This is a genomic window from Paenibacillus sp. HJGM_3 (assembly GCF_045062745.1).
Taxonomy (GTDB): Bacteria; Bacillota; Bacilli; order Paenibacillales; family NBRC-103111; genus Paenibacillus_AA.
Genome location: NZ_JBJGED010000030.1, coordinates 16,144 through 34,768, shown reverse-complemented (window position 1 = coordinate 34,768; position 18,625 = coordinate 16,144). Strand labels below are relative to the sequence as shown.

At 56.7% G+C, this 18,625-nt stretch carries 22 protein-coding genes and 1 tRNA gene; 19 read left to right on the top strand and 4 right to left on the bottom strand.

The window, feature by feature from the left end:
* The 13 genes from ACI5FR_RS26810 (at window position 1) to ACI5FR_RS26750 (ending at window position 9,342) form a co-directional block, all read left to right on the top strand.
* On the top strand, window positions 1-912 hold the full coding sequence (locus tag ACI5FR_RS26810) for a YIEGIA family protein (RefSeq protein ID WP_405460198.1): 912 nt from the start codon (window positions 1-3) through the stop codon (window positions 910-912).
* On the top strand, window positions 909-1,091 hold the full coding sequence (locus ACI5FR_RS26805; RefSeq protein WP_405460196.1) for a capping complex subunit for YIEGIA: 183 nt from the start codon (window positions 909-911) through the stop codon (window positions 1,089-1,091). The genes ACI5FR_RS26810 and ACI5FR_RS26805 overlap by 4 nt, the downstream gene beginning before the upstream one ends.
* 119 nt (window positions 1,092-1,210) lie before the next feature.
* A complete protein-coding gene (gene der, locus ACI5FR_RS26800) occupies window positions 1,211-2,533 on the top strand; it encodes a ribosome biogenesis GTPase Der (protein WP_405460193.1) in 1,323 nt (440 codons plus the stop codon).
* A 9-nt stretch (window positions 2,534-2,542) separates the two neighbouring features.
* Window positions 2,543-3,166 carry a glycerol-3-phosphate 1-O-acyltransferase PlsY gene (gene plsY, locus ACI5FR_RS26795; protein WP_405460331.1) on the top strand — a complete coding sequence of 208 codons (624 nt, stop codon included), beginning with the start codon at window positions 2,543-2,545 and terminating at the stop codon, window positions 3,164-3,166.
* Window positions 3,167-3,207: 41 nt separating this feature from the next.
* Complete coding sequence (locus tag ACI5FR_RS26790; RefSeq protein WP_405460190.1) at window positions 3,208-4,248, top strand: NAD(P)H-dependent glycerol-3-phosphate dehydrogenase; 1,041 nt, start codon at window positions 3,208-3,210, stop codon at window positions 4,246-4,248.
* 91 nt (window positions 4,249-4,339) lie between these two features.
* Window positions 4,340-4,618 carry a stage VI sporulation protein F gene (locus ACI5FR_RS26785; protein WP_405460187.1) on the top strand — a complete coding sequence of 93 codons (279 nt, stop codon included), beginning with the start codon at window positions 4,340-4,342 and terminating at the stop codon, window positions 4,616-4,618.
* Window positions 4,619-4,775: 157 nt separating this feature from the next.
* Complete coding sequence (locus tag ACI5FR_RS26780) at window positions 4,776-4,955, top strand: DUF2768 family protein (RefSeq protein ID WP_405460185.1); 180 nt, start codon at window positions 4,776-4,778, stop codon at window positions 4,953-4,955.
* A gap of 55 nt (window positions 4,956-5,010) precedes the next feature.
* Window positions 5,011-5,307, top strand: coding sequence for a 2Fe-2S iron-sulfur cluster-binding protein (locus ACI5FR_RS26775; protein ID WP_405460184.1), 297 nt, complete (start codon window positions 5,011-5,013; stop codon window positions 5,305-5,307).
* A gap of 13 nt (window positions 5,308-5,320) precedes the next feature.
* Window positions 5,321-5,944, top strand: coding sequence for a nucleotidyltransferase family protein (locus ACI5FR_RS26770; RefSeq protein WP_405460181.1), 624 nt, complete (start codon window positions 5,321-5,323; stop codon window positions 5,942-5,944).
* Window positions 5,941-6,282: a 2Fe-2S iron-sulfur cluster-binding protein gene (locus ACI5FR_RS26765; RefSeq protein WP_405460179.1), complete on the top strand. Its 342-nt coding sequence runs from the start codon at window positions 5,941-5,943 to the stop codon at window positions 6,280-6,282. The genes ACI5FR_RS26770 and ACI5FR_RS26765 overlap by 4 nt, the downstream gene beginning before the upstream one ends.
* Entirely contained in the window at window positions 6,276-7,010 is a 735-nt protein-coding gene (locus ACI5FR_RS26760) for a hypothetical protein (protein ID WP_405460177.1), read from the top strand. The genes ACI5FR_RS26765 and ACI5FR_RS26760 overlap by 7 nt, the downstream gene beginning before the upstream one ends.
* A 321-nt stretch (window positions 7,011-7,331) precedes the next feature.
* Window positions 7,332-8,810, top strand: coding sequence for a stage IV sporulation protein A (gene spoIVA, locus ACI5FR_RS26755; protein WP_405460174.1), 1,479 nt, complete (start codon window positions 7,332-7,334; stop codon window positions 8,808-8,810).
* Between the two features lie 253 nt (window positions 8,811-9,063).
* Complete coding sequence (locus tag ACI5FR_RS26750; RefSeq protein WP_405460172.1) at window positions 9,064-9,342, top strand: HU family DNA-binding protein; 279 nt, start codon at window positions 9,064-9,066, stop codon at window positions 9,340-9,342.
* A gap of 85 nt (window positions 9,343-9,427) precedes the next feature.
* On the opposite strand, the gene ACI5FR_RS26745 is transcribed toward ACI5FR_RS26750, so the two are convergent.
* Window positions 9,428-10,627, bottom strand: coding sequence for an ROK family transcriptional regulator (locus ACI5FR_RS26745; RefSeq protein ID WP_405460170.1), 1,200 nt, complete (start codon window positions 10,625-10,627; stop codon window positions 9,428-9,430).
* 164 nt (window positions 10,628-10,791) lie between these two features.
* Between ACI5FR_RS26745 and galT the strand changes: the two genes are divergently transcribed.
* The 5 genes from galT (at window position 10,792) to ACI5FR_RS26720 (ending at window position 15,386) form a co-directional block, all read left to right on the top strand.
* Complete coding sequence (gene galT / locus ACI5FR_RS26740; protein ID WP_405460168.1) at window positions 10,792-11,772, top strand: galactose-1-phosphate uridylyltransferase; 981 nt, start codon at window positions 10,792-10,794, stop codon at window positions 11,770-11,772.
* A 1-nt stretch (window position 11,773) separates the two neighbouring features.
* Window positions 11,774-12,976, top strand: coding sequence for a galactokinase (locus ACI5FR_RS26735; protein WP_405460166.1), 1,203 nt, complete (start codon window positions 11,774-11,776; stop codon window positions 12,974-12,976).
* Window positions 12,977-12,988: 12 nt separating this feature from the next.
* Window positions 12,989-13,978, top strand: a complete 990-nt coding sequence (galE, locus tag ACI5FR_RS26730; RefSeq protein WP_405460164.1) for a UDP-glucose 4-epimerase GalE — start codon at window positions 12,989-12,991, stop codon at window positions 13,976-13,978.
* 180 nt (window positions 13,979-14,158) lie between these two features.
* Window positions 14,159-15,190, top strand: a complete 1,032-nt coding sequence (locus ACI5FR_RS26725) for a zinc-dependent alcohol dehydrogenase (protein WP_405460163.1) — start codon at window positions 14,159-14,161, stop codon at window positions 15,188-15,190.
* A gap of 124 nt (window positions 15,191-15,314) precedes the next feature.
* Window positions 15,315-15,386 (top strand) — tRNA-Pro (locus ACI5FR_RS26720).
* A 23-nt stretch (window positions 15,387-15,409) separates the two neighbouring features.
* On the opposite strand, the gene ACI5FR_RS26715 is transcribed toward ACI5FR_RS26720, so the two are convergent.
* The 3 genes from ACI5FR_RS26715 to ACI5FR_RS26705 all read right to left on the bottom strand — a co-directional run bounded on the left by ACI5FR_RS26715 (window position 15,410) and on the right by ACI5FR_RS26705 (window position 18,002).
* Window positions 15,410-16,834, bottom strand: coding sequence for a recombinase family protein (locus ACI5FR_RS26715; protein ID WP_405460162.1), 1,425 nt, complete (start codon window positions 16,832-16,834; stop codon window positions 15,410-15,412).
* Window positions 16,835-17,227: 393 nt separating this feature from the next.
* Window positions 17,228-17,461 (bottom strand): helix-turn-helix transcriptional regulator, encoded by a 234-nt coding sequence (locus ACI5FR_RS26710; protein WP_405460159.1) that lies wholly within the window; start codon window positions 17,459-17,461, stop codon window positions 17,228-17,230.
* 247 nt (window positions 17,462-17,708) lie between these two features.
* Entirely contained in the window at window positions 17,709-18,002 is a 294-nt protein-coding gene (locus tag ACI5FR_RS26705) for a helix-turn-helix domain-containing protein (protein ID WP_405460158.1), read from the bottom strand.
* A 164-nt stretch (window positions 18,003-18,166) separates the two neighbouring features.
* On the opposite strand from ACI5FR_RS26705, the gene ACI5FR_RS26700 reads away from it, so the two are divergent.
* Entirely contained in the window at window positions 18,167-18,403 is a 237-nt protein-coding gene (locus ACI5FR_RS26700; RefSeq protein WP_405460156.1) for a helix-turn-helix transcriptional regulator, read from the top strand.
* The last annotated feature ends 222 nt before the right edge of the window (window positions 18,404-18,625 follow it).

Below are 18,625 nucleotides of genomic sequence, written 5' to 3'. Positions count from 1 at the left end.
ATGGATGCCATGTATACGCAGCGGTACACGCTCGGGATCGTGCTCGGCGTCTGTATCGGCCTATGCACGAGGCTCGCGCTGCTTCGGACCGATTACCGCCAATACCCGACATATCCCCATGGGAGGATTATCCACATCTCCTTGGGCTTCATTGCGGCGGCGCTAGGAGCGGTGGCCGTGCCTTCGTTGTTTGACAAAAACTACACGGCGATCACTTTCCTGTCTCTGGCGGCTCAGCAGTTCCGCGACGTTCGAAACATGGAGCGCAACACTTTATCGAAGATCGATGAGATGGAGCTCGTTCCACGCGGCGGCACCTATATCGAGGGAACGGCGATGGTGTTCGAGGGCCGGAATTACATGGTCATCTTCGCGGCATTTATCACTTCCTTGTTCTCCATCCTGTTCGGGTGGGGGTATGGGCTGCTGGCAGGGCTCGCGGGGCTGCTCATCGCGCTCAAATTCAAGTCCGGGAAGTCGGTCCGTTCAGCCGCGCACGTACAGGAAGCGGAAGTGCGGATCGAGGGGCCGGATTTGTATGTCGGCGATATTTATATTATGAATGTCGGGCTGGAGTCTACGCGCGATGCGATCGCGAAGCACGGGCTGGGCTTGATCCTGACGCCCAAAAATCGCAATTTCCGCACGACGCTGGCCAATCTGGGGCAGCGGCAGGCGATGCTGCACGACCTGTCCACGATCCTGGGCGTGTATCGCGACTCCGGCGAGCCTTCTCTCATCCCTCTGGGCAAGCTGGATATGGACGACGGGCGGCTCGCGCTCTTCATACTCCCCCAGGAGCGCGATGTGAACTTGGCGAAGAAAGTGCTGCTGCGCGTGCCGATGCTGGAAAGCGCCGTACGCATGCCGTCCGAAGCGAAGTCGGACATCCGGGAGGCGGGAGCGCCATGAGCGGGATGATTCTGGCTATCGTGACGACGCACCCGGACATGGTGGCGGGAGGCGCGCCGATCTTTCGCGTACCCGATGCGGAGGAGCTGCAGAAGCTCGCTTTTTCGCTCGAGAAAATATTGGACGCCTCCGCGCATGATCTGCGCAACGGCTCCGTCATCATCGTCAAGCATAGATAAACGGGCTGTGCTGCGTTGGGATCGGAATTGGCTGGGAAGGGAAAACAATTAGCCATTTCTTCTCTTTTTTGCTATGATGTTAAGCGGTGAGAATTCGAAAGAGTAGGAGTTGAACGGAAATGGCAAGACCTATCGTCGCTATTGTAGGCCGCCCGAATGTGGGGAAGTCGACGATATTCAACCGCATTGTCGGTGACCGGCTGGCCATTGTGGAGGACAAGCCCGGCATTACCCGCGACCGAATCTATGGAATCGGGGAATGGATGGGCACTTCTTTCAGTATTATAGATACCGGCGGGATTGAAATCGACGGGGAAGACGAAATTCTGAAGTTGGTCCGCACGCAAGCGGAATTGGCGGTAGAGGAAGCCGACGTCATCATCTTCATGGTGGACGCGAAGGCAGGCGTAACCGCTGCCGATTCCGAAGTAGCCCAAATGCTGTACCGGGCGAACAAACCGGTGGTGCTGGCCGTCAACAAAGTCGATAATTTGAAGCGTCAAGACGATATTTATGAGTTTTACACACTCGGCTTCGGAGACCCGATCGGCATCTCCGGGTCGCACGGCACCGGGATCGGCGACTTGCTGGAGAACGTCTCGAGCAAGCTGCCGGAGAAGCAGGAAGACGAGTACGGTGAGGATACGATTCGCGTGGCGCTGATCGGTCGGCCGAATGTCGGCAAGTCGTCGCTCGTCAATGCGATTCTCGGCGAAGAGCGGGTCATCGTGAGCGATCAGGCGGGGACGACTCGGGACGCGATCGATACGCCGTTCGAGCGGGACGGACAGAAATTCGTGCTGATCGATACCGCAGGGATGCGCAAGCGGGGCAAGGTGTACGAGTCTACGGAAAAGTACAGCGTCATGCGCGCGATGCAGGCGATCGAGCGGGCCGATGTCGTGCTTGTCGTCATTAATGGGGAAGAAGGCATCATCGAGCAGGACAAGCATATTGCGGGCTACGCGCACGAGGCCGGCAAAGCGTCCGTCTTCGTCGTCAACAAGTGGGACGCGGTAGAGAAGGACGACAAGACCATGCAGCAGTTCTCGAATAAGATTCGCGATCACTTCCTGTTCATGACGTACGCGCCGATCACCTTCGTCTCGGCGAAGACGAAGCAGCGGCTGCAGAAGCTGCTGCCTCTTGTCGTGGAAGTGAGCGAAGCGCATGCGATGCGGGTGCAGACGCATCTGTTGAACGACGTCATCTCCGACGCGTTGGCTGTGAATCCGCCGCCGACCGACAAGGGACGCCGCATGCGGCTGAACTATGCGACGCAAGTATCGGTGAAGCCGCCGACGATCGTGTTCTTCGTGAACGATCCGGAGCTCATGCACTTCACTTACGAGCGTTACTTGGAGAACCGGATCCGGGCCTCGTTCGGGTTCGAGGGCACGCCGCTGCGCTTGTTTACGAGAAGGAAATCTGACGACGAATAGGGGAGAGGCATCGTGCAGCTGGCACTGTCTATCGTGATCGGGTATTTGCTGGGCTCGATCAGCTTCAGCTACATCTACGGCAAGCTGGCCAAGGGGATCGACATTCGCAGCCACGGCAGCGGCAATGCGGGGGCGACCAATACGCTCCGCGTGCTAGGGGTCGGCCCGGCGATCGCCGTTCTGCTGTTGGATGCGGCGAAGGGCGTAGCCGCCGTCCTAATCGGCGGAGCGCTTGGCGGGGATCAAGAGTGGGCGCCCGTCTTGGCCGGAATCGGAGCGGTTGTAGGCCATAACTGGCCGATCTTCTTTCAGTTCAAGGGCGGCAAAGGCATCGCGACCACGGTCGGCGTCGCCGCTACACTTTGTTTCCTGCCGACGCTGATCGCCGGCATCGTGGCGATTCTGTGTATCGCCGTTACGCGTTACGTTTCCTTGGGCTCGCTCGTTTTGACCGGGTTGCTCCCGATTTTGCTGGTCGCAATGGGCCGGCCTTCTGAACTTATAATCGCTAGTCTCGTAATTGCCGTATTCGCTTATATCCGCCATCGCACCAACATCGTCAAGCTGATCAAGGGCAAGGAGAACAAGCTGGGCTCGAAGAAAGACGGGGCGCCGACACACGCGACCAAGTAGTCCGATCATACGACCAAGGATACCGGAGAGGAGAGGATCGTTTGAGCGATCGCCGAGTAGCCGTCATGGTGGCGGGCAGCTGGGGGACAGCCCTCGCGTCGGTACTGGCCGACAATGGCGTCGAGGTGCGGCTGTGGACCCGCAATGCCGACCAGGCGCACGAGATGAAGACCGAGCATACGAACCGGAAGGCGCTGGGGGATGCGCAGCTCTCCGAGCGCATCCGGGCGACTACGAGTGCCGCTGAGGCGATTGCAGGCGCCGACACGGTGCTCTTCGTCGCACCGTCCGCGGGCATGAGAGAGGTGGCGCGGCTCGCGAGCCCACACATAACCGCCGGGATGTCGATTATTCATGCGACGAAGGGCTTCGAGATGGAGACGCTCAAGCGGATGACGACCGTGCTCGCGGAGGAGCTGCCTCAGACCGATCCGCGTCGGATCGTCGTACTGTCCGGTCCGAGCCACGCCGAGGAGGTCATCCGCCGCTGCCCGACGACCGTCGTCGTAGCCGCCGAGGAGGTGTCAGCGGCGGAGCAGGCGCAGGATCTGCTGATCAACGCCTACTTCCGGGTGTATACGAACCCGGACGTCACCGGGGTGGAGGTCGCGGGCGCGCTGAAGAACATCATCGCCCTGGGCGCCGGCCTGTCCGACGGGCTGTCCTTCGGCGACAACGCGAAGGCTGCGCTGCTCACGCGCGGTTTGGCGGAGATCTCCCGGCTGGGCGTGGCGATGGGCGCCCATGCGCTCACGTTCACCGGACTCGCCGGCGTCGGCGATCTGGTCGTCACGGGCACGAGCCGGCACAGCCGCAATTGGCGAGCCGGCTATATGCTGGGGCAAGGGAAAGGCCTCGAGGAAGTCCTGCAGTCGATGGGCATGGTCGTGGAGGGTGTGAAGACGGCCAAGGCCGCCTATGCCCTGGCGAAGGAGTATGCCATACCGATGCCGATTACGGAGCAATTGCAGCAAGTGCTGTTCGAGGGCAAGGCGCCGGAAGCGGCGGTCCGGGACCTGATGGGCCGGGGACGCACGCACGAGATCGAAGAGGTCGCGGCCGACTCCGGGAAATATACGTGAAATAAGACGGGCTCCGAGCGGACAGCCGCCCATACAGATGGGAGGGCCTCCTCATACTATACCATGAACCCAGGTGTAGAGGAGGTTTGGAATGAGCAGCAAAGATATGTCTAAAGACGTGCTCAATACCATAAAGAAGAAAACCGGAAAAAACGTTTCGGAGAAGGATATCCAGAAGCTGGCGAGCGGAGTGAAGCCGTCCACCATACAGAGCGAGAAACAGCTGCGCCAATTGATCAAGCAGGTTTCCGACATGGTCAATATTCCGGTATCGGAGAATACCGTTAACGAGATCATTTCAGCGGTGCAGAAGAGCGGCGTGAATCCGAACAGCATGGAATCGTTGATGAAACTGATGATGAACAAATAATGCAGGTTATGGTACGGGCGGCTTCCTGAGAAGCCGCTTGACTTTTTTGTGACTTGTTTCACAAACGATTTGCGGAATGCTATAATCAGGGTTGGGTTTCACGAGGCGGGATGCGCCCGGGAACCCGACGAACACCGCGAAACGGGAGAGATTACATATGGATGGATTGACCAAAATGTGGGCGTCTTTCACCGGAATGGGGCTGATGATCGCCGCTTCGTTCCTGATTACGTTCGCCAGGCTGAAGCTCAAAGGAATTATTCGAGGCGTCGTCTCAACGGTGGCCTTTCTGTTATTGCTCTTATCGATCGTGTATATGCTGATTTCCATTATGTAAGGAATAACCCGGGGAAGTCCTGCAGAGCTTCACACAGAGAAGGGGGTGCCATCCGATGCTAGAGCTTAAAGGCCGGTCGAAACGGATGACGGTAGAACCGGTGCCGGGACGGACGATCCTAGAACTTGCTATGAAGCACGGAGTGGATTGGGGATTTAATTGTACGCGAGGCACGTGCGCCCGTTGCCGATGCCTGGTCGTGGAAGGGAGAGCGGCGCTAATGCCCCCGACGGAGGCGGAGGAGCTGCGGCTCGAGCCGGAGGAACTGGAGCAGGGCTACCGGCTGGGCTGCCAGACGCGCATCGAGCGGCCGGACGCCCATTTCGTCGTGGCGCTTAAGCCGTATTTTTAGGATGAAGGATCGAATGAACAAGAAAAATACGGAGCTCCATCTTGCACGGCTCGAGCCGGCCTTGGAGACGCTGGGCTCGCGGCTCGCTTCGGTGGGCGTCAGTTGGATCGTCGGAGGGAGCACGGGCCTGCTCCTGCATGGCGTCGCGCTCGAGACGGAGCCCCGCGATCTCGATCTCTATGCGGACCACGCTTCGATTGCCGTGATCCATGAAGCATTGTCCGTTTACGCGACCGATGTACCGCAAATCAGCGAGACCGGCATGTACCGGTCGAACTTAAGCCATTATCGAGTTTGTGATGTGCAGGTAGAGCTTGTAGGCAGCTTAGAGGTGGACCGCGGCACTGCACGTTATAGAGTGGAGACGGAAGCGGTCATGCGCCGCTATGCGATGGAAGTCAAGCTTCGGGAAGCTCGCATGCAGGTGATGCCACTCGTCCACGAGCTGCTGTTCAACGTCCTGCGCGAGCGGCCCGACCGCTATATTCCCATCGCGAAGGCGATCCGCCTTCAACCAATCGCCAGGCACCAGGAACTATGGCGGGAGCTTGCGCGCCGCAATCCGATCGGAGAGCCGTTCCTCGGCACGGTTCGCTCGCTGCTGCCCGAACTCGTAGAACAGGAGGGACCGGCATGAACGGACGGATCACCTTCGAGCCGGATCACAAATCGGTGTCCGTCTCTCCCGGGACGACCGTACTGACTGCCGCGGGCAAAGCCCGGGTGTTGATCCGCTCCCGCTGCGGGGGGAACGCGTCTTGCCTGATGTGCAAAGTGACGGCGGAGCAGCCGGCTGGGTTGTCGCCGATCTCGGCGAACGAGAGGCACAAGCTTGGCCCGCTCGCCGATCAAGGGATCCGCTTGGCGTGTCAAGCTCGGGTCATAGGCGAGGCCACGGTCGTCGTGCCGGAGGACCCGCTGCGCGCGGCCGTCCGGGCCCAATTGGCCAAACAGCAGGAGGAGGATTTATGGTAACCGCAATGAGGCGCCTCACGCGCCTGGCGGCCGCGGCCGCCATCATGCTCGCTTTGTCGGGATGTTTATATAAGAAGGAGACGAAGCTGGACAACGTGACCGCTGTCCGAGAGAGCATTCTGCTCGTGCAGAATGCGGTCGACACGTACAAGCAGCGTACCGGCGTGCTCCCGATCAAGAACTCCGAGGCTTCCACGCCGATCTATGAAAAATATATTCTCGATATGCGCAAGCTGAAAGACGGCCATTATTTGTCCCAGCTGCCCTCCGTTTCCTACGAGAACGGAGGCTCGGCGATCTTCCTGCTGGTGAACGCGGAGACGAAGCCGGAAGTGCGCGTCATGGACCTCGTCGCCTATCAGCAGGCCGGGGACCTGCAGAACCGGGTGAAGGAGTATCAGGCCGCCCATCAAGGCCAGCTGCCGGTCGGTCCGGCCATCGCCCCGCATTTCTACCAGTTGGACTTCGACAAACTCGGGATGAAGCTGCCGCAGGTGGAGAGCCGCTACTCCAGGGCGTATCTCACGTTCGGGGTTCATGAATCCGGGACCGTGCTGATCGATTATGCGCCGGATTTGATGAAGCTGATTACCGAGCGTTCGCTCGCGGCAGGGTTGAACGGCACCACCGACTTGCGCTCGATCCTGGTCCAGGAGTCTCCTTTCGTACCGGCGAAGTCGTACCCGTACCGCTGGAAAGACGGACAGCCGGTCCTATCGGAATCTTAGCCGCATTCACCCCTATTTATCCGGAACCCTTAATGCCGATTGTGTCCTTCGGCGGCGAGGGTTCTTCGTCGTTTCCGCATATTGCTTAGGAGAGGCACATATATTGGATTCATATCCAGGCTGGGTGGGTCGGGCGGAAGCTGCTAATTTGATAGAGAAAAAAATAGAGCCAGGCAGTCATATTCCGACGTTCCGTACATATATTTTTTACTAGTCTGAAAGCATGTACGAGTTAGTCGCATACCGGGCCTGCCGTTCGCAGCATCCGTCTCTCGTATCGCGACACTTGCTTCATTCATCATCCTGTAGGGAGGGATCAAATTGGAGAAAGTGGATATTTTCAAGGACATCGCAGAACGTACTGGCGGGGACATTTACCTGGGGGTAGTAGGCGCTGTCCGTACAGGCAAATCGACATTCATCAAACGCTTTATGGAGACGCTGGTGTTGCCGAACATTCAGAACGAGGCGGAGCGGGTGCGCGCCACCGATGAGCTGCCGCAGAGCGCCGCGGGCAAGACGATCATGACGACGGAGCCGAAGTTCGTGCCGAACAATGCCGTGAAGCTGCAAGTGGCCGAAGGCTTGAACGTGAATGTGCGGGTCGTCGATTGCGTCGGCTATGCGGTCGAAGGGGCGAAGGGCTACGAGGACGAGAGCGGCCCCCGGATGATCAACACGCCTTGGTTCGACGAGCCGATTCCGTTCCAGGAGGCGGCCGAGATCGGGACGCGGAAGGTGATCCAGGAGCACTCGACTTTGGGAGTAGTGATTACGACGGACGGCACTATCGCGGAAATCCCGCGTTCTTCGTATGTAGAAGCCGAAGAGCGGGTGATCGGCGAGCTGAAGGAAGTCGGGAAGCCGTTCATCCTGATCGTCAACTCGACGCGTCCGTTCAGCCCGGAGACGCAGGAGCTGCGCGGCGAGCTGTCCGCCAAATACGATATTCCCGTCATGGCGCTCAGCGTAGCGAACATGAACGAAGACGATATTCTGCAAGTGATGCGCGAAGTGCTCTACGAATTCCCGGTTCACGAAGTGAACGTCAACCTGCCGAGCTGGGTGATGGTGCTGGACGAGAAGCATTGGCTCCGTTCCTACTTCGAGAGCTCGGTCCGCGACACGGTGAAGGACATTCGCCGTCTGCGCGACGTCGATCGCGTCGTGGGGCATTTCGATACGTACGACTTCATCGAACGGGCCGCGCTGGCCGGCATGGACATGGGGCAAGGCGTCGCCGAGATCGACCTGTACGCGCCGGATGAGCTGTACGATCAAATTCTCGTCGAAGTGGTCGGGGTCGAAATTCGCGGCAAGGATCACCTCCTCCAGCTCATGCAGGAGTTTACGCACGCGAAGCGTGAGTACGACCGGTTCGCGGAGTCGCTCGAGATGGTCAAGACGACAGGTTACGGCATCGCGCCTCCTAGCCTCGAGGATATGTCGCTCGACGAGCCGGAGCTTATCCGACAAGGCTCCCGCTTCGGCGTACGGCTGAAGGCGACCGCGCCGTCGATCCACATGATCCGCGTCGACGTCGAGTCCGAATTCGCACCGATCATCGGCACCGAGAAGCAGAGCGAGGAGCTCGTCCGCTACTTGATGCAGGATTTCGAAGAGAACCCGCTCAAGATCTGGGAGTCAGACATCTTCGGCCGCTCGCTGCACTCCATCGTGCGCGAGGGCATTCAGGGCAAGCTGGCCATGATGCCGGACAATGCGCGCTACAAGCTGCAGGAGACGCTGGGCCGCATTATCAACGAAGGCTCCGGCGGACTGATCGCCATCATCCTGTAAGGCAATCGAGGGCACTCGTAAGAGTGCTCTTTTTGCTATTCTATGCACTGGTGCACGCCCGCCAATTAGGTAAAAAGTCGGTTGTGTCCGGATCGGCGATCGTTTAACATAAATTTTGTTCGGGGCTCTAGGCTTATATTGGCAGCTCCCTAGGGCCGAGCACGGATTTTTCAAGTCTCATGTATATTTTCCGCAAAATCGGTGAACACAGGAGAATAAAGGAATTGATCATTCGTGGGGGGAGGTGAATGGCATGAATAAATCCGAATTGATTGCCAAAGTGGCCGAGTCGACCGATCTTTCCAAAAAAGACGTGACTAAAGCAGTGGATGCCGTGTTCGATGCGATTACAGACGCATTGCAAACCGGAGATAAAGTACAGCTCGTAGGATTCGGGAATTTCGAGGTTCGTGAGCGTTCGGCCCGTAAAGGTCGCAATCCGCAAACGGGAGAAGAAATCGAGATCGCGGCGAGCAAGGTGCCTGCTTTCAGACCGGGAAAATCGCTTCGCGACGTATGCGCAGCGCAATAATACACGGAAGCTGATGGCTTCCCAAGCCAAAGACGCCCCGCCTTTTCATAAGGCCGGGCGTCTTTTATGCGGTCGCCGTCTTCGTTCAATTCGGGGCAAACAGCTTGGACAGCACGAGGGTGGCGGCACCGATGGGAGTAGCCCGTTCACCTAAGGGAGACACTTCTATCGTAAGATTCGCTTGAGAGGATTCGAGCGCCCGCGAGCGGACCGCCGTGTGCACGGACTCCAGGATGAATTCCGCCGCCTGGGACACGCCGCCGCCGAGAATGATCTTCTGCGGATTGAGGGTATGGATCAAGTTCGTCAAACTGATGCCGAGCAATTGTCCCATGCGACGGAAGATGTCGCGTGCCGCCTCGTCGCCTTGCCGGGCGGCCTCGAACACCATCTCCCCGGTGATGCTCTCGAGCCGTCCCGCAGCCATCGCCTCACAGCGGCTCGTGCCGCCCATCGCGATATGGCGGCGCATGCTGTCCGCGATCGCCGGTCCGGAGACGAGCGTCTGCAAGCAGCCGTAGTTGCCGCAGCTGCACCGGGGACCGTTCAGATCGACCGTCGTGTGGCCGATCTCGCCTGCGGAGTAGCGGCTGCCGCGGTACAGGCTGCCCTGCAGCACGATGCCGGCGCCGACCCCTTCCCCGATATTCACGCTGATGAAATCCCGCAGCTGCTGCCCGCCGCCGAACCACATCTCGCCGAGCGCCATAGCCGCGGCGTCGTTCTCCACTTGCACCGGCATCCCCGTACGCTCTTCCAGAAAAGCGCGAATCGGCACCTGCCGCAGCCCCAGATTCGGCGCGAAGAGCGCGATGCCTTCCTCAGGCTGGACGAGCCCGTGCATGGCGACGCCGATGCCGAGGATGAGCGAGCGGTCAAGGCCGGACGCATCCAACACGCGCCGGACGGTCTGCTCGAGAAGCTGCAGCAGCGAATCACTGTCGATCCCCGGCGGCATCGGTTGTTTGTCTTCAAGTACCGGATGGGCGTTCAGATCGGTGATGACCGTTTTGATCGACTTCACGCCAACGTCGAGCCCGATGCAATAATAGGCCGAGGCGTTAATGGTGAGCAGGATCGGCTTGCGCCCGCCGCTGGAGGTGCCGATCTCGCTCTCGACGACGAACCGTTCGGCGATCAGCTCATTCACGAGGTGTGTGACCGTAGGCGGGGTGAGCGACGTCTGCTTCGCGATCTCCGCCCGGGAGATCGGTCCGGCTTCCCGAATTTTGTTCAGGACAATCGACCGGTTGAGCGACTTCATCCATTGAAAATTGCCTGTCATGGGGGGAAGCATCCGACCTCTCCTTTCCGTTGCCATCTTATCTTCATTAGGATAACGAAAAAAGTTTTCGAAATCAACAGAGAAGAATTGAAAAAAAACTATAAAAGCACTATGATAGAGGTAATCTTAATTAAAATATTTAATAAAGTATCTGGGAGGCAATCATGGCTGAAATGCGCTTCAACCCGCTGCTGGGCGACTGGGTGATGGTGGCGTCCAATCGGGCGAACCGGCCCCATATGCCGAAGGGCTATTGCCCGTTCTGTCCCGGCTCCGGCAAAGTTCCGGACAACTACGACGTGCTGATGTACCAAAACGATTTTCCCGTTCTTAGCCCGAATCCCCCGGTGCCCGATCCGGTGGCGACTTCGCTGTACAAGACGACGGAAGCTTACGGCAAATGCGAGGTTATCCTGTACTCCCCGGACCATCATAAGACGTTGCCGGAGCTGTCGGTGGACCACATCGGCAAGCTGATCGATCTCTGGACGGAACGGTTCGTCGAGATGGAGAAGGACCCGAAGAACAAGTACGTGATGATCTTCGAGAATCGCGGCGAGGAGTGCGGGGTGACGATGCCGCATCCGCATGGTCAAATCTACGCCTACTCGCATGTGCCGCTGAAGCTCCGCACAGAGCTCGACAACTGCAAGAAGCATCATGCCGAGCACGGCACTTGCTTGCTCTGCGACATGAACCGGGAGGAGCAGGCGTTCGAGCGGCGTGTGGTTGTTGAGAACGACCATTTCATCAGCTACGTGCCTTTTTTCACCGACTATCCTTACGGCGTGTTCATCGTGAGCAAGTCGCACAAGACCGCGCTGACGGATTTCACCCCAGAAGAAAAACGCAGTCTCGCTTCCATCCTCAAGGATACAACCGGCGCGATGGACCAGCTGTTCGACAAGCTGTTCCCTTACATGATGGTCATGCACCAACGCCCGGTGAACGGCGACAATGTGGAGGACTACTACCATTTCCACATCGAGTTTTATCCGCCACTACGAGAGAAGGACAAGATCAAGTGGTATGCCTCGTCCGAGATGGGGGCGTGGGCGGCGGCCAATACGGCGGCGGTCGAAGATACGGCACTGAAGCTGCGTGAAGCTTATCAGCGTTATCTAGAGAAGGAGGGACGGTTGTAGGATGAGTGGGGAGCAGCATATCCAAGGGCAAAATGAGGTCACACAAGGATTCGAACGGTTTTTCGGCAAATCGGATGGGGTTCGGGTTTTCTTCGCTCCGGGACGCGTCAATTTGATCGGGGAGCATACCGACTACAACGGGGGCTATGTGTTTCCTGCCGCGCTCACGTTCGGTACTTACGTCGCGGTCGCTCCGCGACAGGATGGGCAGTACCGGTTCCGGTCGCTGCAGTTCGAGGCCCAGGTCGATACGCCGGTAGATCAGGTGGAATACCGCAAGGAAGACGACTGGGCGAATTACCCGAAGGGCGTACTCGCCCAGCTGTTGGAGCTGCAGCGTACGTCCGGTGACGGGCAAGGCGCCTATACGGGCGCAGACCTCGTCTACTGGGGCAACGTGCCGAACGGCGCCGGCTTGTCTTCCTCGGCTTCGATCGAGCTGGCGACGGCATTGGCATTGTCAACGTTGGCCGGCTTGAAAGTTCCGATGCTGGAGCTTGTGAAGCTGTCCCAGCGAGCCGAGAACCGGTTCGTTGGCGTCAACTGCGGCATCATGGACCAATTCGCCGTAGGGATGGGCCGGCAAGGGCAAGCGATGATGCTGAAGTGCGATACGCTCGACTACAACTATGTGCCGCTCGATATAGACGGTTACAAGCTCATCATCACCAATACGAACAAGCGCCGCGGGCTGGCCGATTCCAAGTACAACGAGCGACGGTCGCAATGCGAGGCAGGGCTTGCCGGGATTCAAGAGCGACTTCCCGGATTGTCGAGTCTCGGCGAGCTGTCCGTACAGGAGTGGGAGCGCGTGAAGGATGCGATCACCGATCCCGTCGTGGCGAACCGGGTCGAGCATGTCGTCCGGGAGGACGACCGGGTGCTGCGGGCGAAAAGCAGCCTGGACGCAGGCGACTTGGCCACCTTCGGCGAGCTGATGAACCAGTCTCATGAATCGCTGCGCGATCTGTACGAAGTGACCGGCTTCGAGCTCGATACGCTCTATGCCGTAGCTCGCGAGGTTGACGGCTGTATCGGGACCCGGATGACGGGTGCCGGCTTCGGCGGCTGCAACGTCAGCCTTGTGCGCGAGGATGCGGTGGATGCGTTCCGGCAGACGGTGGGAGAGCGGTATACGGCCCGGACCGGACTTGTCCCTTCGTTTTATGTATGCGATATTGGTGATGGAGCGATAGAGATATAAGGAGGAATAGGGATGGCCATCTTGGTAACCGGAGGAGCCGGCTATATCGGCAGCCATACGGTGAAGGAACTGCTCGCGCAAGGGGAGCGGGTCGTAGTCATCGACAGTCTGGTGACAGGCCACAAGGAAGCGGTATCGGACGGCGTAGTCTTCGTGCAGGGAGATCTGCGCGATGCTGCGCTGCTGGACGATTTGTTCGCGATGCATGAGATCGAAGCGGTCATTCATTTCGCGGCTTCATCGCTTGTCGGGGTGAGTGTGCAGCAGCCGCTCGAGTATTACGACAACAATCTGATTGGCGCGCATGTGCTCGTCTCAGCGATGGTGCGCCATGGTGTGAATAAAATCGTGTTCTCTTCCACAGCCGCTACGTACGGGGAGCCGAAACGGGTCCCGATCGAGGAGAGCGATCCGACCGAGCCGACGAGCCCCTACGGTGAAACGAAGCTCGCTATGGAGCGGATGTTCCGCTGGTGCGAGCAGGCTTACGGGCTGAAGTCGATCTCGCTCCGGTATTTTAATGCAGCCGGCGCTTACCCGGATCATTCTATCGGGGAGGATCATAAGCCGGAAACGCACCTGATCCCTTTGATCCTGCAAGTACCGCTGGGTCAGCGGCAGCACATTACGATCTTCGGAGACGATTATCCGACAGAGGACGGCACTTGCGTGCGGGACTACATTCACGTCATGGATCTGGCGAACGCCCATTGGCTCGCGCTGAAACGGCTGCGGGAGACGGGCGAGAGCGGTGTCTACAACTTGGGCAACGGCACGGGCTTCTCCGTGAAGCAAGTCATCGATGTCGCACGCGAAGTGACCGGCCATCCGATCCCGGCGGTCGCCGCTCCACGCCGCGCGGGCGACCCGGCCGTACTCATCGCCTCCTCAGCCAAGGCGCAGCGGGAGCTGGACTGGCAGCCGAAGTATGCGGACCTGAAGACGATCATTCAGACAGCCTGGGATTGGCACGTTCGCAAGCCGCAAGGGTTCGAGTCTTAATTGAATTCAGAAATAGGGAATGTGCCGTACGGGATGCCGTGCGGCTTTTTTCCGTCCGGGGCGGGCTGCTCTATTGACGGCGTCGGGGGACCGTGGTACAGTAGGGGCGACATTTTGAAATATCGGATTTACGTTCGGCATTACAGAAAATATTCTTGCTACCTACAAGGAGGCAGCTGCATGATGAAAGCCTTGTACTACGACGGTCCCCGTCAGATGAACGTTCGGGAGACGGCGAAGCCGGTCCCCGGGGAAGAGGAGGTGCTGATCCGCGTCGTCTACTCCGGCATTTGCGGCTCGGAGCTAAGCGGCTATCTCGGGCACAACTCTCTGCGGAAGCCGCCGATGATCTTCGGCCATGAGTTTTCCGGTACGATCGAGCAGATCGGGGAGCGTGCAGGCCGTCTCTTCCCGCACCTGCAGCCGGGCGTCCGCGTGACCGCGAACCCGCTCGTCACGTGCGGGCATTGCAGTGCCTGCGAGCGGGGGCAGCAGCAGCGGTGCGTGAACCGCAAGCTGCTGAGCGCCGCGCTGCCGGGCAGCAACGCCGAGTATGTGACCGTACCGGCCCGCTCCGTCCATGTGCTGCCCGACCACGTCACGTTCGAGCAGGGCACCTATGTCGAGCCGCTCGCCTGCGGAGTCCGGGCGGCCGAGCTGGCCGAGGCGCAGCCCGGTCACCGCGTCCTCATCGTCGGCCTCGGGCCGATCGGCCTGTTCGCCCTGCAGGCGATGCAGGCGCACGGGGTGACGGCGGTCTATGCGGTCGACCGCAATCCGGAGCGGCTCGCGCTGGCGGCCGAGCTGGGGGCGGTGACCCTGAACCCGCTCGAGGTCGACGTGAAGCAGGAGCTGGAGCGTCTGACCGGGGGAGAGGGGGTAGACGTCGCCGTCGATGCCGTGGGCGCCGGCGCTACGCGCACGCAGTGCATCGAGTGCGTCGCCTACGGCGGACGGGTCATCTTCACCGGCCTGCATGAGGCGGACTCGACGCTGCCGGTAAACCACATCATCCGCAGCGAGATCGTCTGCGTCGGGGCGTTCGCCTATTCGGCGGCGAATTTCAAGTCTGCGCTGCAATGGATCGCCGACGGCCGCATCCGCATGGACGAGGCGTGGGTCGTCAAGGCGCCGTTCGAGGAGGCGGGGGCCTGGTACGAGCGGCTGATTTCGAACCCGGGGCCGGTCGCGAAAGTGCTGCTGCATCCGTGACTTCGTGTTCGCGGGGAAGGAAAGGATTGCAAGGGGGCGTCCCTCTATAGTATAATCGTTTTTGCACCGCTGAATCGTCGGGGTATGGCGCAGCCTGTCAGGACATAGGAAACCCCGGAGATTTCGGGATGTAGCGCAGCGGTAGCGTGCACGCTTGGGGTGCGTGAGGTCGCGGGTTCGATCCCCGCCATTCCGACTTACAAAGAAAGTGGAGCTGGCTTAGGCTGGCTCCACTTCTTTTATGACCCATTCATTTTCAGTTTTCTGAATGACGATTCGTTTGAACAACATTTGAATGATAAATTTCCGGTCCTCGTTCGGCATTGCCATCCAGTTATCTTCGAGTTTCCGAATCATGTCCACGACTTCATCAGGCGACCGCGTAACCGCAACTTCCTTCGGTTGCAACACATTCAAGTCATTTTGCAGTTTCGTCAACGACTGATTGATTTCCTCGACCTTCTTCTTGTAGTCCTCGCGTGTGATGATTTTATCCCCAAGCATGTCCAACAAATTACTCTTCCGGTTGTCCAACTTCACTATTTCCCGTTCGATTCGCTTCCGTTCTTTCTCGGCTTGCTTCACCACGTCTTCACTGATCGCAGGTGTATAGGGTTCGGGTTCAATCGTCACCCTGGAGAAAAACTCAAAGAACAACTTAGCGAACTTGATTTCCGCTATGTCCGGCTCATGGCACAGGCCCGCCTTCTTATTCGAGCAGCGGTAATTGCAATACCCATACTTGTCCACCGGCTTACGCGTGTAGGAGGCCGTATAGGAAGCGCCACAGGCCCCACATTTGATGATGGAAGAGAAGGGGTAGTGGTAACTACTACGGGACATTTCGAGCGATCCACGGCGTTTTAGCTGCGTCTGGGCGAGGGTGAACAATTCAGCGTCTATGATGGCTTCATGATCGCCTTGGGTCACAATGGGCGTCCCGTTCTTCGGCGTCCACTCATTCATCCCTGTGTATGTGATGTTCTTGAGTATTCCTTTGATCGTGGAAGCGTTCCATTGCGTCTTCTTCGCCGGTACTCCTGATTCATTCAAGTGGGCGGCGATTTTCCCGTATCCCCAGCCCTTATACACATAATGTTGATAAATATCACGGACAACATCCGCCTCTTGTGGGTTGACCACCAACCGACCGCCCGTCACATCGTATCCATATATGGCTCCCAGGTTCACACGTTTGCCCGTAGAGGCTTTACGGGTCAATGCCATACTTACCCGTTCCCCGATGCGTTCGCGCTCCCTTTGGGCCATCATGAGCCGCATGGTGAACATCATCATGCCATCATACGACGATGTGTCTATATCCTCGGTCACAGATGCGAACTTGATGCCGTATTTGTTGAACAGTGTCTTAACCATCGTCAGACCGTCGATGATATCGCGGGTTAACCGGTCCGTGTGCCAAACCACGATCATGTCAAAGGATCGATTCGGGATCTCGGACAGCATTCGTTGCAGAGCCGGTCGTTTCATGTCCTTGGCTGAATAGCCATCGTCCATAAACGTCTCTATATACTGATAGCCGTTTTGCTTGATGTATCGAAGACATTCCTCTTCTTGCTTCTCTAAGGAGTATCCATCAACTTGATCGTCAGTGGATACCCGGATGTAGGCGACAGCTCTCATAGTTCCTCCTCTATGGAATGGCTCTAGTTTGATCAAAATCATCTATGTGTAATTCCAATTGTCCATGCTTTGGGTGGAGTTGTCCATAAAGTTAGGAGTTTGTTCCTAAATAAAAACCTTACAAACCTTGTTATAATTAAATTGTCTGATAATTTACAAATTACATATTTACCCGATACTCGGCAACATGAAACAGGTCGATACAAAATGCATCAATTTGGACGGTGATTCGACAAGATTTCTCTTTTCCAAAATTTAAAAGAGTGGTAAACTGCCTATACAAGTTAGAGACAAGTGTACCCTTCCGGCATCATGGTGAATGGAAAACTATGAAGGGGTATTTACTGTCTTTAAAATAACCTCTGGGTTATATTCGGGCCGGGGAGAGTATTTCTACTCGCCTTCTTCGTCCTCGTCAACCCATTCCCAGATAACAAGATCGTTCACTTCACAACCAATAAAGTGAGCTACATTTCTTGCAAATTCAAGAGAAAGCGGTTTCTTGTTCCTTGCAATCTGGGAAATGTATGATTGTGATACCTTCATATGTCGGGCTAGGTCTTCTTGTGTTAGGCCACGTTCCTTTAGACGAGGGTTTAGAAGGACTCTCCCGACTCGGAAGGCCATTTTTTACCCCTCAACAAAAATTTTTTAATCAAAATGCGAACATACATTCTCTCAAGTTCGCATTTCTGATAATATTAAATCCACAGGATGATTATGGGGGAATGCAGCGATGACAAAATCGATTCATTTTGAAGCGATACTCAGACTTATGGAAGACTTGTCCTCTGACAAACAAAGAGTGCTACTTGAGCAAATTAAAACCCTGAATGATGTTGATTTCTCTGAGATTATCGAATCATTAGAGAACCTACTCAGATAGTGCTTTAATCATTTCATCAATGATTTTTCTCTTATCTTGCGGCAAGCGAGTGTATGCCTCTAACACAGCGTTCTTCGCTTGATCATTGGTGAATTTTCCTAATAAATAATTGACGTCAACTCCGTAAAACTCTGCTATCTTCTCAGCAGTTTCGAAGTCTGGCTCTCTGTTGCCGTTTTCGTAATTCGAATAAGTGCTTCGTATCATTTTTAATCTTTTCGCTGCTTCTTCTTGGGTCAAACCCTTCCCTTTCCGTAGACTCTTTATGCGGTCGCCGATCACTTTTGAGCCTCCTTTTTTTTGCTTCATTAAGATATTATAACGCTTCAAATCGAAACGTTTCAATTTTGATTCGTTAAGAATAAAAACCCCTTGACAGATTCGTTATGAATCATTATTATAGGCTTATAACATGATTCGATACGAATCAAGGAGGTGAATACCTAATGTCTCAATACTTGATGCCTCGGACTTGGCTTATTGAAATTCGGGGGAAGCTCACTCAGGAGCAGGTTGCTAAGTTGGCCGGTATTAGTCGGAGTGCTTATTCTAACATCGAAAACGGTAGAGGATTAAGCGTTAAGTTGGCTAAAAAGATCGCAGCAGCGCTACATTTCGACTGGAATCTTTTTTTTGAAGAAAAACGATTCGTTTCGAATCAAAAGAACAAAACAGCATCTTAAAGGAGATGTGAAACGATGAACATCAAACTTTCCGCCTCAACCCTGTCCCAGAACCATAAGCACCTTAGTGATATCCTAAACCGCCTCGATCAATCCAAGCAAAACAAAGCTTCAAACGCTAAAGATGCATAACGGCACTATCATAGCATGACCCTTAGTCATATTTAAACAACAATCTACGGCCGCCGCTATCGCTGAGCGGATTCGGTCGAAATCGAAGCA

What these genes read in the sequence shown, in the direction of transcription:
- ACI5FR_RS26810 (WP_405460198.1), top strand. Translation starts at nt 1, where the DNA reads ATGGATGCCATGTATACGCAGCGGTACACGCTCGGGATCGTGCTCGGC.
- ACI5FR_RS26805 (WP_405460196.1), top strand. Translation starts at nt 909, where the DNA reads ATGAGCGGGATGATTCTGGCTATCGTGACGACGCACCCGGACATGGTG.
- der (WP_405460193.1), top strand. Translation starts at nt 1,211, where the DNA reads ATGGCAAGACCTATCGTCGCTATTGTAGGCCGCCCGAATGTGGGGAAG.
- ACI5FR_RS26785 (WP_405460187.1), top strand. Translation starts at nt 4,340, where the DNA reads ATGAGCAGCAAAGATATGTCTAAAGACGTGCTCAATACCATAAAGAAG.
- ACI5FR_RS26780 (WP_405460185.1), top strand. Translation starts at nt 4,776, where the DNA reads ATGGATGGATTGACCAAAATGTGGGCGTCTTTCACCGGAATGGGGCTG.
- ACI5FR_RS26775 (WP_405460184.1), top strand. Translation starts at nt 5,011, where the DNA reads ATGCTAGAGCTTAAAGGCCGGTCGAAACGGATGACGGTAGAACCGGTG.
- ACI5FR_RS26770 (WP_405460181.1), top strand. Translation starts at nt 5,321, where the DNA reads ATGAACAAGAAAAATACGGAGCTCCATCTTGCACGGCTCGAGCCGGCC.
- ACI5FR_RS26765 (WP_405460179.1), top strand. Translation starts at nt 5,941, where the DNA reads ATGAACGGACGGATCACCTTCGAGCCGGATCACAAATCGGTGTCCGTC.
- ACI5FR_RS26760 (WP_405460177.1), top strand. Translation starts at nt 6,276, where the DNA reads ATGGTAACCGCAATGAGGCGCCTCACGCGCCTGGCGGCCGCGGCCGCC.
- ACI5FR_RS26750 (WP_405460172.1), top strand. Translation starts at nt 9,064, where the DNA reads ATGAATAAATCCGAATTGATTGCCAAAGTGGCCGAGTCGACCGATCTT.
- ACI5FR_RS26745 (WP_405460170.1), bottom strand. Translation starts at nt 10,627, where the DNA reads ATGACAGGCAATTTTCAATGGATGAAGTCGCTCAACCGGTCGATTGTC.
- galT (WP_405460168.1), top strand. Translation starts at nt 10,792, where the DNA reads ATGGCTGAAATGCGCTTCAACCCGCTGCTGGGCGACTGGGTGATGGTG.
- ACI5FR_RS26735 (WP_405460166.1), top strand. Translation starts at nt 11,774, where the DNA reads ATGAGTGGGGAGCAGCATATCCAAGGGCAAAATGAGGTCACACAAGGA.
- galE (WP_405460164.1), top strand. Translation starts at nt 12,989, where the DNA reads ATGGCCATCTTGGTAACCGGAGGAGCCGGCTATATCGGCAGCCATACG.
- ACI5FR_RS26725 (WP_405460163.1), top strand. Translation starts at nt 14,159, where the DNA reads ATGATGAAAGCCTTGTACTACGACGGTCCCCGTCAGATGAACGTTCGG.
- ACI5FR_RS26715 (WP_405460162.1), bottom strand. Translation starts at nt 16,834, where the DNA reads ATGAGAGCTGTCGCCTACATCCGGGTATCCACTGACGATCAAGTTGAT.
- ACI5FR_RS26710 (WP_405460159.1), bottom strand. Translation starts at nt 17,461, where the DNA reads ATGGCCTTCCGAGTCGGGAGAGTCCTTCTAAACCCTCGTCTAAAGGAA.
- ACI5FR_RS26700 (WP_405460156.1), top strand. Translation starts at nt 18,167, where the DNA reads ATGTCTCAATACTTGATGCCTCGGACTTGGCTTATTGAAATTCGGGGG.